The following is a 15,636-nucleotide window of genomic DNA, read 5'->3' as shown; positions in this document are numbered from 1 at the left end:
CTCCCTTTGATCAATGAAGAAATGATGCGCCGCGACCCGACAGGCCCCGACGCACGAGGCTTAAAAAAGGCTGTCTTCAGCCTGACGGCAAACGGCCAAAAAATCCAGCCCAACGCGACGAGGCTGTCAGCAATGGCCTGTTTTGGCACCTACGCTGTCGGCGCGCTAATATTCCGGCCGCGCACGCCTGTTATTGATCCTGCGGCGCTAATCGCCTCTTTGCCTGAGTCAACAATAAACAGCACGCCTGCCGCGGCCGCATTTTGCGTCTCATCCTGCCAGGTCTATGCTTTATTCACTTTCATTCCGCAGAGGCTGTGTAATGCATCAATTTGATCCGCAAATGCTGCTGTTACTTTATTTCGTGTTACCGGTCTGGCTTATTGCTGGTTTCGCTGACTGGATCTGTCATCGGGCGACCGATATTGAAAACACCACCGGCCTGAAAGAAACCTGGATCCATATTCTGATGTTTTTAGAGATGGGACTGCCGTTATTGTCGGCCCTGTTTTTAGAGGTGAATGCGCTGGTGATCGCCTTTATGATTGTGCTGTTTTTCTGTCACGAAGCCACCGCGCTGTGGGATGTCAGCTACGCGGTGACGGCGCGTGAGGTCAGGCCGATCGAGCAGCATGTTCACAGTTTTCTGGAGATGGTGCCGCTGATGGCGCTGCTGCTGGTTATTTCACGGCACTGGCCGCAGTTCCAGGCGTTATTTGGTTTCGGCGCTGAGCCGCCCCGTTTTGAGCTGATGTGGCGCGCCGATCCCCTGCCGACCGGGTATATCATTTTTGTTCTGTCGGCTATTTTCCTGCTGGAGATGCTGCCTTATCTGGAAGAGTACTGGCGCGGCAAAAAAGCGCGTAAGCGTGCCGCGAATAAAGCCGCAGCCGGCGATTAATTCCACAACCTGCCGGCGGCGGTTATTTGCGCACGGCAGACCAGCAGAAAATGAAATAACCGTCGCCAGCCGCAGATTGATAAAATAGCGTCTGCGTTGTCGGGTGAACGGAATAAGCCTGACGACACGTAAAGATCTATACCAGAACCCGGTAAAGCATTACCATACGCGCCAATTGTTCCAGCTGGTTCATTATTCCTCTTTTCAGGCCGCTAAAAATGAAAATAACGTTACTGCGTCAGGCGACGCTGCCGCTGTTGATCCTGCCCGCCCTGTTTCCGCTGTCGCTGCTGGCAGAAGAGAATGACAATAGCCTGGTGGTCAGCGCGACCCCGTCCGAAAGCGGCCTGAATGTACTCGACACGCCCGCCGCGGTCAGTGTGGTCAGCGGTGATGAGATGCGTCAGGCCGCGCCACGCGTCAACCTGTCAGAAAACCTTAGCAGCGTGCCGGGCTTACAAATCCAGAACCGGCAAAATTATGCCCAGGACCTGCAGCTGTCGATCCGTGGCTTTGGCTCACGCTCGACCTATGGCGTGCGCGGTTTACGCATCTATGTCGACGGCATTCCGGCCACCATGCCGGACGGCCAGGCGCAAACCTCGAATATCGATATCGGTTCAATCGACCACGTTGAAGTCCTGCGCGGGCCGTTTTCCGCGCTGTACGGCAACGCCTCTGGCGGAGTGGTGAATGTCACCACCCAGGCCGGGCAACAGCCGCCCACGCTGGAGGCCAGCAGCTGGTACGGCAGCTATGGCAGCTGGCGCAACAGCGTCAAAGCCAGCGGCGCGACCGGCGACGGCAGCCACGCCGGGGATGTGAACTACACCGTTTCCGCCTCACGCTTTACCACTCACGGCTATCGCGATCACAGTTCGGCGCAGAAAAATCTCGGCAATGCGCGGCTCGGGGTGCGGATTGATGATGTCAGTACCTTAACCCTGCTGTTCAACAGCGTGCATATTGATGCGCAGGACCCGGGCGGGCTGACGCCGTCCCAGTGGCGCGACAATCCGCGTCAGGTGGTAAGCAACGTTTCGCTCTACAATACGCGTAAAACTGTCGATCAGACCCAGGGCGGCCTGCACTACCAGCGCCAGATGAGCGACAACGACGATCTCAGCGTGATGGTCTACGCCGGGGTTCGGGAAACCACCCAGTTTCAGTCGATTCCCGCCAGCGTACAGAGCAATCCCAGCCATCCCGGCGGCGTAATCGACCTGACCCGCCACTATCAGGGGATCGATACCCGCTGGACGCACCGCGACACGCTGCTGTCGATTCCGGTGACACTGACCGGCGGTCTCGACTACGAGACCATGACCGAACGGCGTAAAGGCTATGAGAACTTCACCGTCAGCAACGGCGTGACGCATTACGGCGATCAGGGTAACCTGCGCCGCAACGAGCGTAATCTGATGTGGAACCTCGACCCCTATCTGCAGACGGCCTGGCAGCTGACCGATAAGCTGTCGCTGGATGCGGGCGTGCGCTTTAGCACCGTCAACTTCGACTCCAATGACTTCTACGTTGGTAACGGCAACGGTGACGACAGCGGCAATGCCCGTTATCACAAATGGCTGCCGGCGGCGTCGCTGAAATATGCGTTTGATCCGAGCTGGAACGCCTATCTTTCGGCCGGTCGCGGCTTTGAAACCCCGACCATCAATGAGCTTTCTTACCGTTCTGATGGTCAGTCGGGCCTGAATCTTGGCCTGAAACCGGCCACCAGCGACACGCTGGAGATCGGCAGCAAAAAACGGATCGGCAATGGCCTGGTCAGTGCGGCGCTGTTCCAGACCGATACCCAGGATGAAATTGTTGCTGATACCAGCAGTGGTGGACGCACCACCTATAAAAATGCCGGGGAGACCCGCCGCCGCGGACTGGAGCTGGCGTTAGATCAGCAGTTTGGCTGGGACTGGCAGCTGAAAATGGCCTACACCCTGCTGGATGCGCGCTATCGCAGCAACGCTTGTGGCAGCGACAGCTGTGACGGCAACCGCATTCCGGGCATCGCCCGCAATATGCTGTACGCCGGACTGGGCTATGTGCCGGAACAGGGATTCTATGCCGGGGCTGAAATGCGTTATCTGAGTCAGATCGCCGCTGACGATCAGAATGAGGTCAAAACGCCGTCCTACACCGTGGTTGGCCTGAACAGTGGTTATAAGTGGCAGGTCAGCGACTGGACGCTGGACCTGTTTGGGCGGGTCGACAACCTGTTTGACCGCGAGTACGTCGGATCGGTGATCGTCAATGAGAGCAATGGTCGCTACTTTGAATCAGCACCCGGCCGCAATTACAGCGTTGGTTTAACCCTCGGCTACGCCTTCCGCTAAAACAAGTCGGGCTACCATTGCGGTGGCCCGACTCTTAAGTTCACACGCTAATCAGGCGCGCGAAGTCAGCTGCGCCAGAATATCAGCGCTGCTGCCGGTTTCGCCTAAGCGTGGGAAGATCAGGTTGACGCTATTGTTGTGGGTATTGAGGTCTAAATCGGTCATCGCGTCGGTGGCCAGCGTGACGTTGTAACCTAATTCATATGCCTGGCGTGCCGTGGATTCAACCCCAATGCTGGTGGCGATGCCGCAAATCACCACCTGCGTAATGCCACGCTGCTGCAGCTGCTGGTGCAGTGGCGTCGCGTGAAAAGCCCCCCAGGTGTTTTTTGTGATGCTCAGGTCGTCCTGCTGCGGCGTCATTTCCGGCACCAGGGTGGCCCAGTTGGCCGGCAGTTCGCCGCCATGCCGTGCCTGTTCAGTCCGTCCCGGTGCACCGCCCGCCACGTTGACCAGTACCACCGGCAGATCGCTGGCACGAAACGCCTGTGCCAGGCGCGCGCACTGCTCAATCACCGGCTGCGGCTGATGTACCAGTGGCAGCGCAACGATGCCGTGCTGCAGGTCGATTACAATCAGCGCGGTTTTCGCATCAAGTGTGGTTACAGCCATCTTTAGTCCTCTCAGGGTTCATGTTCAGTCAGTCGTTGAAGTAAAGGGATAGCGTCAATCAGCTGCTGTCGCTCGGCCGGGGTAAGTCGCGCCTCAAATGCCTCAATCAGCCAGTCGTCACGCCGGGCACGGCTGGCGGCGATCACCGCCAGGCAGGCGTCAGTGGGACGGTAACGGGTTTTGCGTCCATCGTGCGGATCGGGTTCGCTGGTCACCATACCCGCCTCCAGCAGCGTTGCCACGGTGGCCCCCATCGACTGGCTGCGCACTCCTTCCGCCGCCGCCAGTTCAGTGACCGTCATCGCCCCGTCACGCACCAGGTAGCCCAGCACCGCCACCTGCGACCAGGTGAGTTCACCCGGTGGCGCAGACTCACGCAGTTTGCGGCCCAGCTTGCCCACCAGCATACGCAGCGTGGCAGCAGGTTCGCTTAAATCGCACATCGCCCTCTCCTCAGGTTTGACGGTCAGTATAGAGATACGAAGGTAAACTGTGTAGTTTGCCCTGGTATCAATTTGTAATTTCCGGCCGTTGCAGATAGTGGATCAGGCTATGAAAGCGCAGCGGCGTGCTGAGCGGATTGCGGTAGCTGTGCGTGACGTCGGCGCGAAACTGAAACGCCGCGCCACGCGGCAGACGCCGCCACAGATCGCCGACCCCGAGCAGCAGCTCTCCCTCAATCACCACCACCTGTTCGATGCAGCCCGTCTCATGCGGCGAAGAGATGCTCTGCGCACCGGCAGCCAGTTCAACCGCCAGCAGATCAAAGCGCAATTGCGGATCGTAGGGCAACAGCGGCTGGACCGACATTTCGGCATTGGGCTGGCTGAAGGCAGCCGGACTGCCTGGCGCGGGGCCGCCCTCAATGAAATACGAAAACGGCACGTTAAAGCCGGTGGCGATCTTCCACAGTGTCGCCACCGTCGGGCTGGATTCGCCGCGCTCGATCTGGCCAAGCATCGCTTTACTGACGCCGGTGCGTTCGGCGGTCAGCGTCAGGCTCCAGCCGTTGGCCTGACGTAGCTGTCTGAGTGCGCTGCTCAGATGGTGTTGAAGATTGCCCATTAATTCTCCTGAATTGAGACGCCTGCTGCGGTCATCAGCCTGTTCGCTGACCGGATGGCGGCAGTGTAGCACTTGTGCGTTATAGCGCATCATGCGACCATGTGCGCTATAACGCACAATTGGGGATCAACCGATGTCTGAGGTCGCCGTTCAACCCCGCTTTACCCTGCCGATGCTGGTGTCGGGTTTTGTCGCCGTGCTGGTGGGATACAGCAGTACCGGTGCAATTGTTTACCAGGCTTTTCAGGCGGCTGGCGCCTCGCCCGGTCAGATTGGCGGCTGGCTGGCGGTGCTGGGACTCGGGCTCGGCATTGCCACGCTCGGGCTGTCGCTGCGCTATCGCATGCCGGTGCTGGCCGCATGGTCAACGCCGGGCGCGGCGCTGCTGGCGACCAGCTTTCACGGCATCACCATCAATGAAGCGGTCGGGGTGTTCGTTTTCGCTAACCTGCTGATTGTGATCTCTGGCGTGACCGGCCTGTTTGCCCGCCTGATGAATTACATTCCCGCCTCGCTGGCGGCGGCGATGCTGGCCGGTATTTTGCTGCGCTTTGGCCTGCAAACCTTTGCCGATTTACAAACCAACTTTGTGCTGTGCGGCAGCATGTGCCTGGCCTGGCTGCTGGCCCGTCGCTGGCTGGCGCGTTACGCCATCCTGCTGACGCTGCTGATCGGCGTGGCGGTGGCGCTGGCGCAGCGGGCGATCCACTTTCCGCCGCAGCCGATGATGCTGGAGCTGCCGCAGCCGGTGATGCCGCACTTTACCCTGACCACGCTGATCGGCATCGGGCTGCCCTATTTCCTGGTCACCATGGCGTCGCAGAACGCGCCCGGCATCGCCACGCTGCAGGCGAACGGCTACCGTCCGCCGGTTTCCGCGCTGATTGGCTGGACCGGTTTTATCGCGCTGTTACTGGCGCCTTTTGGCGGTTTTTCGGTCTGTGTCGCGGCGATAACTGCGGCGATCTGCATGAGTGAAGAGGTGGATGCCGATCCGCAGCGACGCTGGCGGGCGGCGGCACTGGCCGGCCTGTTTTATCTGCTGGCGGGCGCATCCGGCGCGCTGATCGCGGTGTTGTTCAGCGCGCTGCCGGCGGAACTGATCCAGGCGCTGGCCGGACTGGCATTGCTGGCCACGCTGGGCGGCAGCCTGCAACGCGCGCTGGAGCAGCCAACCGAGCGCGATAGTGCGTTAATCACCTTTCTGATCACCGCCTCGGGGGTCTCGCTGCTCGGCATCGGTCCGGCCTTCTGGGGACTGGTCGGCGGCGTTATCGCCCACCTGCTGCTGGTGCGTAAGCGCGCTGATTAGCGCTCAGCGCGGTTGTTTTTGCAGCAGCCGGTGAAAAAACCGCTGCATTTGCCCCCTTTTCCGCCGTTTGATTTGTCATTGTCCCGCGTAAAATCAACCCAATCGTCGATAACACGCGATTTTCTGCCTCAGACAACGACCGATAAGGGCCCAACAGGTGGCAAAAACTTTTCTGCGCAGCGGTAATTTAGATGCAGTTCTGGCGTTAGGTGAAAATGGCCAGCCGGTCTATGCCTCAGCGTTACAAATTCGCGAGACCCTGCGTCTGCGCCGTCAGGGCGCACTGGCAGATTGCCTGGCCATTCCACAGGCCAACGACCGGGGCGATCGCCTCGACTGGTATGCGCCCTTCAGCGGCCGGGTGAAATCCTGGCTGGCCGCCAGCGATCATGAGCGCCGCGCCGCGCTGCAACATCTCACCGCCTGCCAGCAGGATATGCAGGCGCTCAGTACGCGCGCGCGCGCGGCAGAGAATCCGGCCATGCGCCTGTTCGGCGCACTGCTCAGCAAAAGCCTGCAGTTTCCCGATCAGCAGTATGTTTACCTGGTTGATGGCAAACCGGTGATCACCTTCTGGGGCTTTGTCGATGCCCAGGCCCGCAGCCGCGATGACGCGCTGGCCTGCCTGCGCGATACGCTGGAAGAGAGCCTGCCGCCCCTGCTGGTCGAGCCTTCGCCTGCGCCCGTCGCCGGGCCGGTCACTATCGAACCGCTGCTGGCCGAGCCGTTACTGGCCGAGCCGCTGCCGGTCGAACCGGAACCGACAGCCGAACCGGTTGTCCTGCCCGCCGCACCGGCGGTCGTTACGCCTTCCGCACCCGCTGCGGCGGGCCGTTTCCGCATCTGGATGATAGTGCCGCCGCTGGCGATTGCCGCCGCCGTGGCCGTGGCGGTGCTGCTGCACCGTCCGCAACCGGTCAGCACCCCGGTTGCGCCGCCGGCGACGCCGGCTGCTGTGCCGGTGGTCAGAACGCCGTCGGTGGTCAACGCCGCCGAAAAACTGGCGGCTTCCCTGCCGCAAAAACCGGCCACGGTTAATGCCGCCGCCGCTGCACCTGCCGCCGCGTCTGCTACCCTTGCCAGTGTGGTGACCCCGGCAGTGCCGGCCCGGCCGGACGATCTGATCGTCACCCCGGATGCGGTGCGCGACGGCCAGGTTGAGGTGATTGATGGCCGCTGGCGCGTCACGCTTGGCTCAATGCCAACCGCAACCGGCAAGCCGGCAGTGATGCGTTTTCAGTTTAAAAATGGCAAAGGCAGCGTACAGATCGCCCAGGACAATACCCGTTGTAAGGCGGACGTCAGCGCGGCGATGACCAGCGCCGGTAATCTGGTGATCGAAAGCCGCTACACCGCTAAATGCGAGAATAAATCCCGCTATCGCATGCCGCTGCTGATCTGCCATGCCAGCATCGGTGCCGCAGTGTGCGAAGCGCAATATGCTGATGACCGGGTCTTCCCGATGACGATTAAGCGTGAGAGTAAATAAACATGCTGGCTCCCCTGATCGATGACAAACAAAAAATTTCGCTGATTGAAAACAGCGGCGTGCAGTTTCTGGATTTTGGTCTGCAGCTCTCTGCTCCCCAGGCGCGCCGCCAGTTCGTGCGCCAGACCGCCAACGGCCCGTTGCTGCGGCTGAACGTGGATGGCAACAGCGGTAAGTTTCTGCTTTACCCGGAAGATGGCGGCGCACCGGAAGTGGTGCGTCCGGAGTCAGACATCGCGCTGGTTGATTCGCTGACCCTGCTCTCCGGCTGCTGGCTGCCGCTGCCGATGCTGCGTTGCGCCAGTGGACGGCGGTTTATTGGCGGACCGGAAAACTGGGCGCGGATGCGTCTGGTGGCGCTGGAAACCCCTGACGCCGCCGGCAATACCCATCGCGTCAGCCTGGCGTTTGATACCCGCTGCGTGGCGGAACAGGATGGCGGCGAGAAGCTCGGCCTGTCGGCGGCCGATGCGCAGAATGGCGTGACCTTCGCGCTGGCCTGGCACAACTACGAGTTGGGTGAGTTTCTCGACCACACCTGGGTCGACGGCTGGCTGCGTGAAACCTTTACCGATCGGGTCTCTGACCGCCGCGAGCAAGCGATCAATCAGGCGCTGCGTGAGTTTGAATATCAGGCACACTACCTCAATCTGCTGGAGCTGCTGGGCGAACAGCTGAACCTCAGCGAGATCCACATTCAGGCCGCTACGCTGCAAACGCCAGCGGTTAACGTCGATATCATTCTGGACGTCGGCAACTCACATACCTGCGGCATTCTGGTGGAAGATCACCCGGAAGAGAGCAACGGACTGAAGCAGACTTATGAGCTGCAGCTGCGTGATTTATCCCAGCCGCATCAGGTCTATAACGAACTGTTTGACAGCCGGCTGGAGTTTGCCGAAACCCGTTTCGGTAAAGAGAACTTTTCGCTGGAAAGCGGCCGCGAGCACGCCTTTATGTGGCCGTCGCTGACCCGCGTTGGCCGTGAAGCGAGCCGCCTGGCCCTGCAGCGGGTCGGTCTGGAAGGCAGTACCGGCCTTTCCAGCCCACGCCGCTATTTATGGGACGAAGCGCGCTACCAGCCAGGCTGGCGCTTTAATAATCCTGGCGCGCAGTCTGAACCGCTGGCCTGCGCCGCCCCGTTTACCACCCTGCTGAACGATGAAGGCCAGCCGCTCTATACGCTGCCGCTGGACGATCGGCTGCCGGTGTTCTCACCGCACTACAGCCGCAGTTCCCTGATGACCTTTATGCTGTGCGAGCTGCTGGCCCAGGCCCTGATGCAGATGAATAGCGCCGCCCAGCGTCAGCGGATGCCGCAAAGTCACGCGCCGCGTCAGCTGCGCCATGTGATCCTGACGCTGCCTTCAGCGATGCCAAAACCGGAACGTGAAATTTTCCGCCGCCGGATGCAGCAGGCGATTGCGCTGGTGTGGAAAGCCGAAGGCTGGCTGAGCGACGACGAAGATGTCGCGCCGGCCGGTCCGCGCCACAGCCCGAAACCGCTGCCGGATGTGCAGATGGAGTGGGATGAAGCGACCTGCGGCCAGATGGTCTGGCTGTTTAATGAAACTCAGGTGAACTTTGCCGGTCGCGCCGAAGACTTTTTCAGCAGCATGGCCCGGCCGGATCGCCCGCGTGAGGCGGATGAGCTGCCGGGTAAAAGCCTGCGCATCGCCTCGATTGATATCGGCGGCGGCACCACCGATCTGGCTATCACCCAGTACCGGCTGGACGATGGGCTTGGCAACAACGTGAAAATCACCCCGCGGCTGCTGTTCCGTGAAGGCTTTAAGGTGGCCGGTGACGACATCCTGCTGGATGTGATCCAGCTGTGGATCCTGCCGGCGCTGCAACAGCATCTGCAGAAAGCCGGACTGACGCTGGCTGAGCCGCTGATGAACAAGCTGTTCGGTCACGACAGCCGGATGGACGGTCAGGCCACCCTGCGCCAGCAGGTAACGCTGCAGCTGTTTATTCCGCTGGCACAGGCGGTGCTGGAGCGCTACGAAAACTGGGACCCGCTGGAGAGCCACGCCGAGATCAACGCCCTGTTTGGCGAACTGGTAGAGCAGTCGCCTGGCGAAGCGGTACTGGCTTTCGTCAACGGTGAAATTCAGCGTGAGCTGGGCGTCAACAGCCGCTTCGACCTGTTACAGGTGCCGCTGGTGGTCAGCCTGGCGCAGCTGCACGGCGAGTTTATGCAGCACCGGATGGCGATCATCCCGGCGCTGCGCTCCATGTGTGAAGTGGTGTCGCTCTATCAGTGCGATGTGCTGCTGCTGACCGGCCGGCCGTCGCGCTTCCCCGGCATTCAGGCGCTGGTACGCCATCTGCAACCGCTGCCGGGCAGCCGTATTCTGTCGCTGGAAGGCTATCACACCAGCGACTGGTATCCGTTTAACAAGCATGGTCGCATCGATAATCCGAAATCGACCGCCGCCGTGGGCGCGATGCTCTGCCTGCTGGCCCTGGACCTGCGCCTTAGCAGCTTCTGGTTCCGCGCCGGCGATTTTGAACCCTATTCCACCATCCGTTACCTCGGTATGCTGGATGAAAATCAGGCCCTGACCGACGAAAACCTCTGCTACAGCGAGATCGACCTCGACGATGCCGGTTTTGCGCTGGATAAGAAGAGCAGCTTCCGCATTCGCGGCAACGTCTGCCTTGGCTTCCGCCAGCTGGATAACGATCGCTGGCCCGCCTCACCGCTCTACAGCCTGACGCTGAACGATGCCACCCTGGCGCGTAAAGTGGCCGGTGAAAGCGTGTTGCGCATCAAGCTGGCGGTGCAAGCCGGCCCTGATGCGCCGGGTCCGGAAACGCTGGTGCTGAGCGATGCGCGGCTGGATGATGGCAGCCGCGTGCCGCTGGAGCAGCTGAGTCTGAAACTGAATACCCTGTCGGCCACCGGCAACGCTAATGCGCAGTACTGGATTGACAGCGGGAGCGTATGTAAACGATGAAAGTTCTCAAACCCCGCCAGCCGCAGACGCTGGCCAAACGCCTTAACCTGCTGCAGGACGCGCTGAACAACAGCCTGGCCTGGATCGAGACCACCCGCGAACAGTCGCCACGACTGGCGCTGGAAGCGGAAACCCTGACTCTGCAACTGCGTCAGGCGCGGGTGCAGACCCAGGCGCTGGCTCAACAGGTGGCCCGGCCGGTGACGCTGGCGCTGTTTGGTCAGTCACAGGCCGGTAAAGCCTGGCTGCTGAACGAGATGGTGGCCGATGCGCAGGGTCAGCTGGTGACCCGACTGGGCGACAAATCGCTCAACTATTTTCAGCACATCAACCCCGGCAACCTCGATTTTGCCACCGCCACCCGTTTCTGCCATCAGCGTGAACCGCTGTCGGGCGAATGGCCGGTCGAACTGGCGCTGCTGACCGAGGCGGAAATTATCCGGCTGATGATCGCCTGCGCGTCCGCCAGCGTGCCGCCGGATGTGGCGCTGATTGACAGCGGCCTGCAGCGTTTGCAGCGTCACCGCCTGACCAGCCCGCTGGCCGGCCTGGAGAGCGATGCGCTGGTGACGCTGTGGTCGTGGTGCCGCCGCCGTCAGCACTATGACGCGCGCCTCGATCGTCACTTCTGGCCGCAGGCGGTTGAGCTGGCCCCCTGGCTAAGTGTGGATGACCGGGTGCAGCTGTTTTCGCTGCTGTGGCCGAATCAACCGGCGCTCAACGATGCCCTGCGCAGCCTGCTGCATTTACGCCACCAGCTGCGCAACAGCAGCCGGGTGCTGGCGCCGCTCAGCCTGCTGACCGATGCGGCCCTGCTGCCGGCCGAGCAGCTGATTGTGCCGGCCAGCGAGCAGGATCTGCAGCAGCCGGTCGAGGTCTGTCCGACCAACGGCAATCGAATCGGCAAACCGCAAAGCGTGGCGCTGGGGTTACTGGCGTTACTGACGCTGGAAGTGGTGATCCCGCTGAGTTCGACGCCGCGCACCGCGCTGTATGATGAGGCCGACATGCTGGAGCTGCCCGCACCAGGCCAGCCGAATGATGAGGCCGCCGTGGAGGATCGCCTGCGCCTGCAACAGCGCGATCCGCTGCGCGCTGCGCTGCTGGAACAGAAACGCGCCCTGCTGCCCGGCCTGTATGCCGCGCGCCAGGCTATTGATCTGCTGCTGGTCTGTACCGCCGCCAGCCAGCGTCAGGATGCCGATCGGGTCAGCCAGTCGCTGCGTGAATGGCAGCGTCTGCAACCGACCCAGGAGTCGGCTGAAAAACCGCGGCTGATCTGGGCCATCACCCCGCATGACGCCCGTCATCAACAGATTAACGTCGATGAAGCGGTGCAGCGTCAGATGGGACAGCCGGGACGACACTGGGGATCGATGCTGGCGCTGGATCGCGCGGGTGTCGATCGCATGGCCAGCTGGTTGCAGGATGAGATGCAGCCTGAGGCCCGTCGCGAACTGCTGCTGAGCCAGCTGGCGCAGATTCAGCACACCGTGGTTGAGCGGCGTTTATTGCCGTGGACCGAGGCGGGTGCCAGCCCGGAACAGGCGGCGCGCAAACAGAATATCGCCGACACCCTGCTGAAATGTTTACAGCACCGTACCGGCCTGCATGGCGAACTGCTGGAACGTCTGCAGCCGCCGCGTGAAGCGCTGCGCCAGCTGTGGCTTAATCAGTCGAGCCTGAGCCGCAGCACGCCGCATCCGCAGGCAGCAGAAAATCAGTTCGGCATCGGCTTTGAGTTTGATCTGTTCAGCGAATCAGAGCCAGAAGTGCCGGTTCAGCCTCGTCCGAGCGGGCACGGCGCTCAGCATTTTCCGCGCAAGGTACTGCTGCTGTGGCTCGATCACCTGCGCCAGCTGCCGGAAAATCGCAGCCTGCTGACGTTGCTGAATATTGATAAGGCGACCATGGAGTGGCTGGTGGAAGAGTTGATCACCGCCAGTTTCCGCACCGACATGACGCAAAAACTGCAGCAGGCGCTGCATGAGCCCGACAGCCACAGCATCACCCATGAGTCGCGGGCCGATCGTCAGGTGACCCGCGCCATGACGGTGCTGGGTGACTTTGTCGCCTGGCTCGGGTTTTTGCAGCGCCCGGAAGCGGAGCGTCCGGCCAGCCGGGTTAATCGCGGCCAGGCGATCTTTACCCGGCCGCCGGCACCCAGCGTCAACTTCAGCGCCGGACAGCGGCTGACTAAGCTGTCAGCGGCCCCGGCCAACCACACCGCCTATTACATCTACGACTGGCTGGTGGGCCTGAATCAGGTGATTATCGAAAACAACGGCTATACCGGCGGCGGCGATTTACCGCAGGCGTCACGCGAGGCGCTGATCGCCCTGCTTAAACCGCTGCGCGCTTAATCCTTCACCAGGCGCAGTTCGCCGTTCAGCGACTGCGCCGCCTCTTCCAGTAACGCCAGCACCGGAGCCAGATCGGCATGATGTTCGGCGTAATGCTGCAGCCGCACTTCCGCCGGCAAGGCAATACCGCCGGTCAGCCAGTCCCACAGCGCATCCAGGTTGTTGCCAAAATAGCCAGGCGTACCGCCGCTCTGTGCGGCAAACTGCTGGTAGAATGCTGCGCGGCTGGTCAGCTGGCGCAGATCAAATTGCAGGATCAGCATGATCAGGGTACCTGTTTAAAGCTGCGATAGTGATCGGTAGAGAGCAGTACCAGCCCGTCGGAGGAGTAGACCAGCCGATCGGCGTCGCGCCGTCCACAGCGATAGTTGACGTCCGCCTCATACCACTGGCGCCCCGCCCGTTGCGGCAGGCGTTTCTCACGGTTGGCGAAGCGATCGCCGCCGATGGCTTTGCCGGGCAGCACCTCGCACAGATTGCCTTTGGCCGGATTCCAGCCGCGCTTGCGGGCTTCGCTTTTGGTCAGGTAATAGTCCGGCAGCTGCTGATGTTGCAGCACCCAGCGCGCCACCGTATGGGCGTCGGTCAGCGTGGCGATGTCTGCCTGAGCAGGTGCCACAGAGGAGTTCAGATAAGGTTTAAGGCCGTAGAAAGCGGCCGCGAGGACAAGGAAAAGTCCGATCCAGAGTTTTTTTGACATGATGGCATCCGTGACGACAGGATGCAGATGATAGCAGTTTTGCGCGCCGAAAAAAGCGCGGGCCAGACGAGCTGGCCCTGGCGAGGTTATGCAGCGTGCGATTCACCGCTGTGTCGACGCCATGCACCCGGTGCCACACCGTACTGACGTTTGAAGCTGCGATTAAACGACTGCTGCGAATCGAAACCTAATGAAATCGCCACGTTAAGGATCGGCTCATCGGTGCTGGTCAGGCGGTCGGCTGATTTTTTCAGTTTTTTCACCCGGATATATTCACCCAGTGGATAGCCGGTGTGCTCTTTGAACATCCGCTGCAGGTGCCATTTTGAGTAGCCGGCGCGCTCTGATACGGTGTCCAGATCCAGACGTGCTTCAATGTTGTTATCAATCCAGTCGATTAAATCGTGAATAAAGGCGTCACTCATCATTCCAGTCTCTCCCGTCGCCGCGGCGAACAGTATCAGTATTAGTTGCAGTTACACTTAAAGGGTGACTGACTATGTCATTTAATGCAAGTTTTATTAGTACATTAAATGCCGCACTATTTTTAGGGTCTTTTGCCAGCCGCTTAGCTTTTAACCTGCCAATAACAAACCGCACATAAAGTGTATCTGTTATTCTTGCAGTTGCCCGCGACGCAAGCCTACACTCCTCGCGATTAATTGCAATCTTAAAAGTTGCAAATATTGGCCTGTGGGTCGTTTTCACTTATCGCGGAATAACAACAATGATTACCAACTGGGTTCGTCAGGGTTTTACCCTTTTAGGGATGGTACTGCTCATCAGCCAGCTAAGCGGTTGCGATGACGGGGTGGCGCAAAACGCCCCGCCGCCGCCGCCCGAGGTCAGTGCCGCGCCGGTGCTGATCAAGCCGGTCAGCCAGTGGGACAGTTTCAATGGCCGGGTTGAGGCGGTGCAGAGCGTGCAACTGCGTCCGCGCGTCTCAGGTTACATTGAGTCGGTTAATTATCGCGAAGGCGATGAGGTGAAAAAAGGTCAGGTGCTGTTTACCATCGACGACCGCAGCTATCGTGCGGCGCTGGAGCAGGCCAAAGCAGAATTAGCCCGCGCCCGCAGCCAGGCGAGTCTGGCCCGCAGTGAGTCGGGCCGCAGCGAAAAGCTGATTGGCAGCCAGGCGATTTCGCGTGAAGTGTGGGAGCAGCGTCGTTCGGCCGCCAGCCAGGCGCAGGCGGATGTGCTGGCAGCTGAAGCCGCGGTCGATATGGCGCAGCTGAATCTCGATTTTACCCGCGTTACCGCGCCGATTGATGGTCGCGCCAGCCGGGCGATGATCACCGCTGGTAACCTGGTGACCGCCGGCGACAGCGCCAGCGTATTAACCACGCTGGTCTCGCAGCAGAGCATGTATGTCTATTTCGACGTCGATGAAAACACCTTCCTGCACTATCAGGCGATGGCGCGTCAGGGCCAGCAGCGCCATGCATTGCCGGTTGAAATCGCGCTGGTCGGCGATCAGGGCTACCCGCATCAGGGCAAGGTGGACTTCCTGGATAACCAGCTGACCGCCAGCACCGGCACCATCCGTATGCGCGCCCTGCTCGACAATCAGCAGCGTCAGTTCACCCCAGGCCTGTTCGCCCGGGTTCGTCTGCCCGGCAGCGCGCAGTTTGAGGCGGTGCTGATTGATGATAAAGCGGTGTTAACCGATCAGGACCGTAAGTATGTCTACGTGGTAGACAGCCAGGGCAAAGCTCAGCGCCGTGATATCGAACCGGGCGCGATGGTGGACGGTCTGCGCATCGTCAAGTCGGGCCTGAAATCGGGCGATCGGGTGATCATCGCCGGTCTGCAAAAAGTATTTATGCCCGGCATGCCGGTCACTGCTCAGCAGGTCGCCATGCGTGCGGCAACCGCTCAATAAT

14 protein-coding genes are annotated in these 15,636 nt (G+C 60.7%); 8 read left to right on the top strand and 6 right to left on the bottom strand.

From position 1 onward, the window contains the following. The first annotated feature begins 6 nt into the window (after nt 1-6). The 3 genes from AC6I8I_RS09045 to pqqU all read left to right on the top strand — a co-directional run bounded on the left by AC6I8I_RS09045 (nt 7) and on the right by pqqU (nt 3,246). A complete protein-coding gene (locus AC6I8I_RS09045) occupies nt 7-336 on the top strand; it encodes a hypothetical protein (protein WP_497828579.1) in 330 nt (109 codons plus the stop codon). Beyond that, nucleotides 323-901: a diguanylate cyclase gene (locus AC6I8I_RS09040; RefSeq protein WP_497828578.1), complete on the top strand. Its 579-nt coding sequence runs from the start codon at nt 323-325 to the stop codon at nt 899-901. Before AC6I8I_RS09045 ends, AC6I8I_RS09040 begins: the two co-directional genes overlap by 14 nt. A gap of 218 nt (nt 902-1,119) precedes the next feature. Further along, nucleotides 1,120-3,246, top strand: coding sequence for a TonB-dependent receptor PqqU (gene pqqU / locus AC6I8I_RS09035; RefSeq protein ID WP_497828577.1), 2,127 nt, complete (start codon nt 1,120-1,122; stop codon nt 3,244-3,246). Between the two features lie 51 nt (nt 3,247-3,297). On the opposite strand, the gene AC6I8I_RS09030 is transcribed toward pqqU, so the two are convergent. The 3 genes from AC6I8I_RS09030 to AC6I8I_RS09020 all read right to left on the bottom strand — a co-directional run bounded on the left by AC6I8I_RS09030 (nt 3,298) and on the right by AC6I8I_RS09020 (nt 4,923). Beyond that, the gene (locus AC6I8I_RS09030; RefSeq protein WP_497819972.1) at nt 3,298-3,858 is read right to left on the bottom strand and encodes an isochorismatase family protein; all 561 of its coding nucleotides are present in this window, start codon (nt 3,856-3,858) and stop codon (nt 3,298-3,300) included. A gap of 11 nt (nt 3,859-3,869) precedes the next feature. Further along, a complete protein-coding gene (locus tag AC6I8I_RS09025; protein ID WP_312056147.1) occupies nt 3,870-4,301 on the bottom strand; it encodes a MarR family winged helix-turn-helix transcriptional regulator in 432 nt (143 codons plus the stop codon). A gap of 67 nt (nt 4,302-4,368) precedes the next feature. After that, complete coding sequence (locus tag AC6I8I_RS09020; RefSeq protein ID WP_497819971.1) at nt 4,369-4,923, bottom strand: helix-turn-helix domain-containing protein; 555 nt, start codon at nt 4,921-4,923, stop codon at nt 4,369-4,371. 133 nt (nt 4,924-5,056) lie between these two features. Here AC6I8I_RS09020 and AC6I8I_RS09015 point away from each other — a divergent pair, with 133 nt between their 5' ends. The 4 genes from AC6I8I_RS09015 (at nt 5,057) to AC6I8I_RS09000 (ending at nt 13,053) form a co-directional block, all read left to right on the top strand. Beyond that, nucleotides 5,057-6,235 carry a benzoate/H(+) symporter BenE family transporter gene (locus AC6I8I_RS09015; RefSeq protein ID WP_497828576.1) on the top strand — a complete coding sequence of 393 codons (1,179 nt, stop codon included), beginning with the start codon at nt 5,057-5,059 and terminating at the stop codon, nt 6,233-6,235. Between the two features lie 157 nt (nt 6,236-6,392). Continuing rightward, complete coding sequence (locus AC6I8I_RS09010; RefSeq protein WP_497828575.1) at nt 6,393-7,724, top strand: SrfA family protein; 1,332 nt, start codon at nt 6,393-6,395, stop codon at nt 7,722-7,724. A gap of 2 nt (nt 7,725-7,726) precedes the next feature. Next, nucleotides 7,727-10,690: a virulence factor SrfB gene (locus AC6I8I_RS09005; RefSeq protein WP_497828574.1), complete on the top strand. Its 2,964-nt coding sequence runs from the start codon at nt 7,727-7,729 to the stop codon at nt 10,688-10,690. Next, nucleotides 10,687-13,053 (top strand): virulence factor SrfC family protein, encoded by a 2,367-nt coding sequence (locus tag AC6I8I_RS09000; protein WP_497828573.1) that lies wholly within the window; start codon nt 10,687-10,689, stop codon nt 13,051-13,053. Before AC6I8I_RS09005 ends, AC6I8I_RS09000 begins: the two co-directional genes overlap by 4 nt. Here AC6I8I_RS09000 and AC6I8I_RS08995 read toward each other — a convergent pair. The 3 genes from AC6I8I_RS08995 to AC6I8I_RS08985 form a co-directional block, all read right to left on the bottom strand. Beyond that, a complete protein-coding gene (locus tag AC6I8I_RS08995) occupies nt 13,050-13,316 on the bottom strand; it encodes a barstar family protein (protein WP_312756863.1) in 267 nt (88 codons plus the stop codon). The genes AC6I8I_RS09000 and AC6I8I_RS08995 overlap by 4 nt on opposite strands. Before the next feature lie 2 nt (nt 13,317-13,318). Further along, nucleotides 13,319-13,753: a ribonuclease domain-containing protein gene (locus tag AC6I8I_RS08990; RefSeq protein ID WP_312056154.1), complete on the bottom strand. Its 435-nt coding sequence runs from the start codon at nt 13,751-13,753 to the stop codon at nt 13,319-13,321. Between the two features lie 86 nt (nt 13,754-13,839). Next, the gene (locus tag AC6I8I_RS08985) at nt 13,840-14,181 is read right to left on the bottom strand and encodes a helix-turn-helix domain-containing protein (protein WP_013357796.1); all 342 of its coding nucleotides are present in this window, start codon (nt 14,179-14,181) and stop codon (nt 13,840-13,842) included. A 299-nt stretch (nt 14,182-14,480) separates the two neighbouring features. Between AC6I8I_RS08985 and AC6I8I_RS08980 the strand changes: the two genes are divergently transcribed. Continuing rightward, nucleotides 14,481-15,635 carry an efflux RND transporter periplasmic adaptor subunit gene (locus AC6I8I_RS08980; RefSeq protein ID WP_497819967.1) on the top strand — a complete coding sequence of 385 codons (1,155 nt, stop codon included), beginning with the start codon at nt 14,481-14,483 and terminating at the stop codon, nt 15,633-15,635. Nucleotide 15,636: the final 1 nt, after the last annotated feature.

The sequence above is a fragment of the Pantoea sp. X-Soil-YNGN-775 genome (assembly GCF_059730575.1).
The sequence above is the reverse complement of the archived record's forward strand: the minus strand, read 5'-3'. Positions and strand labels throughout refer to the sequence as shown.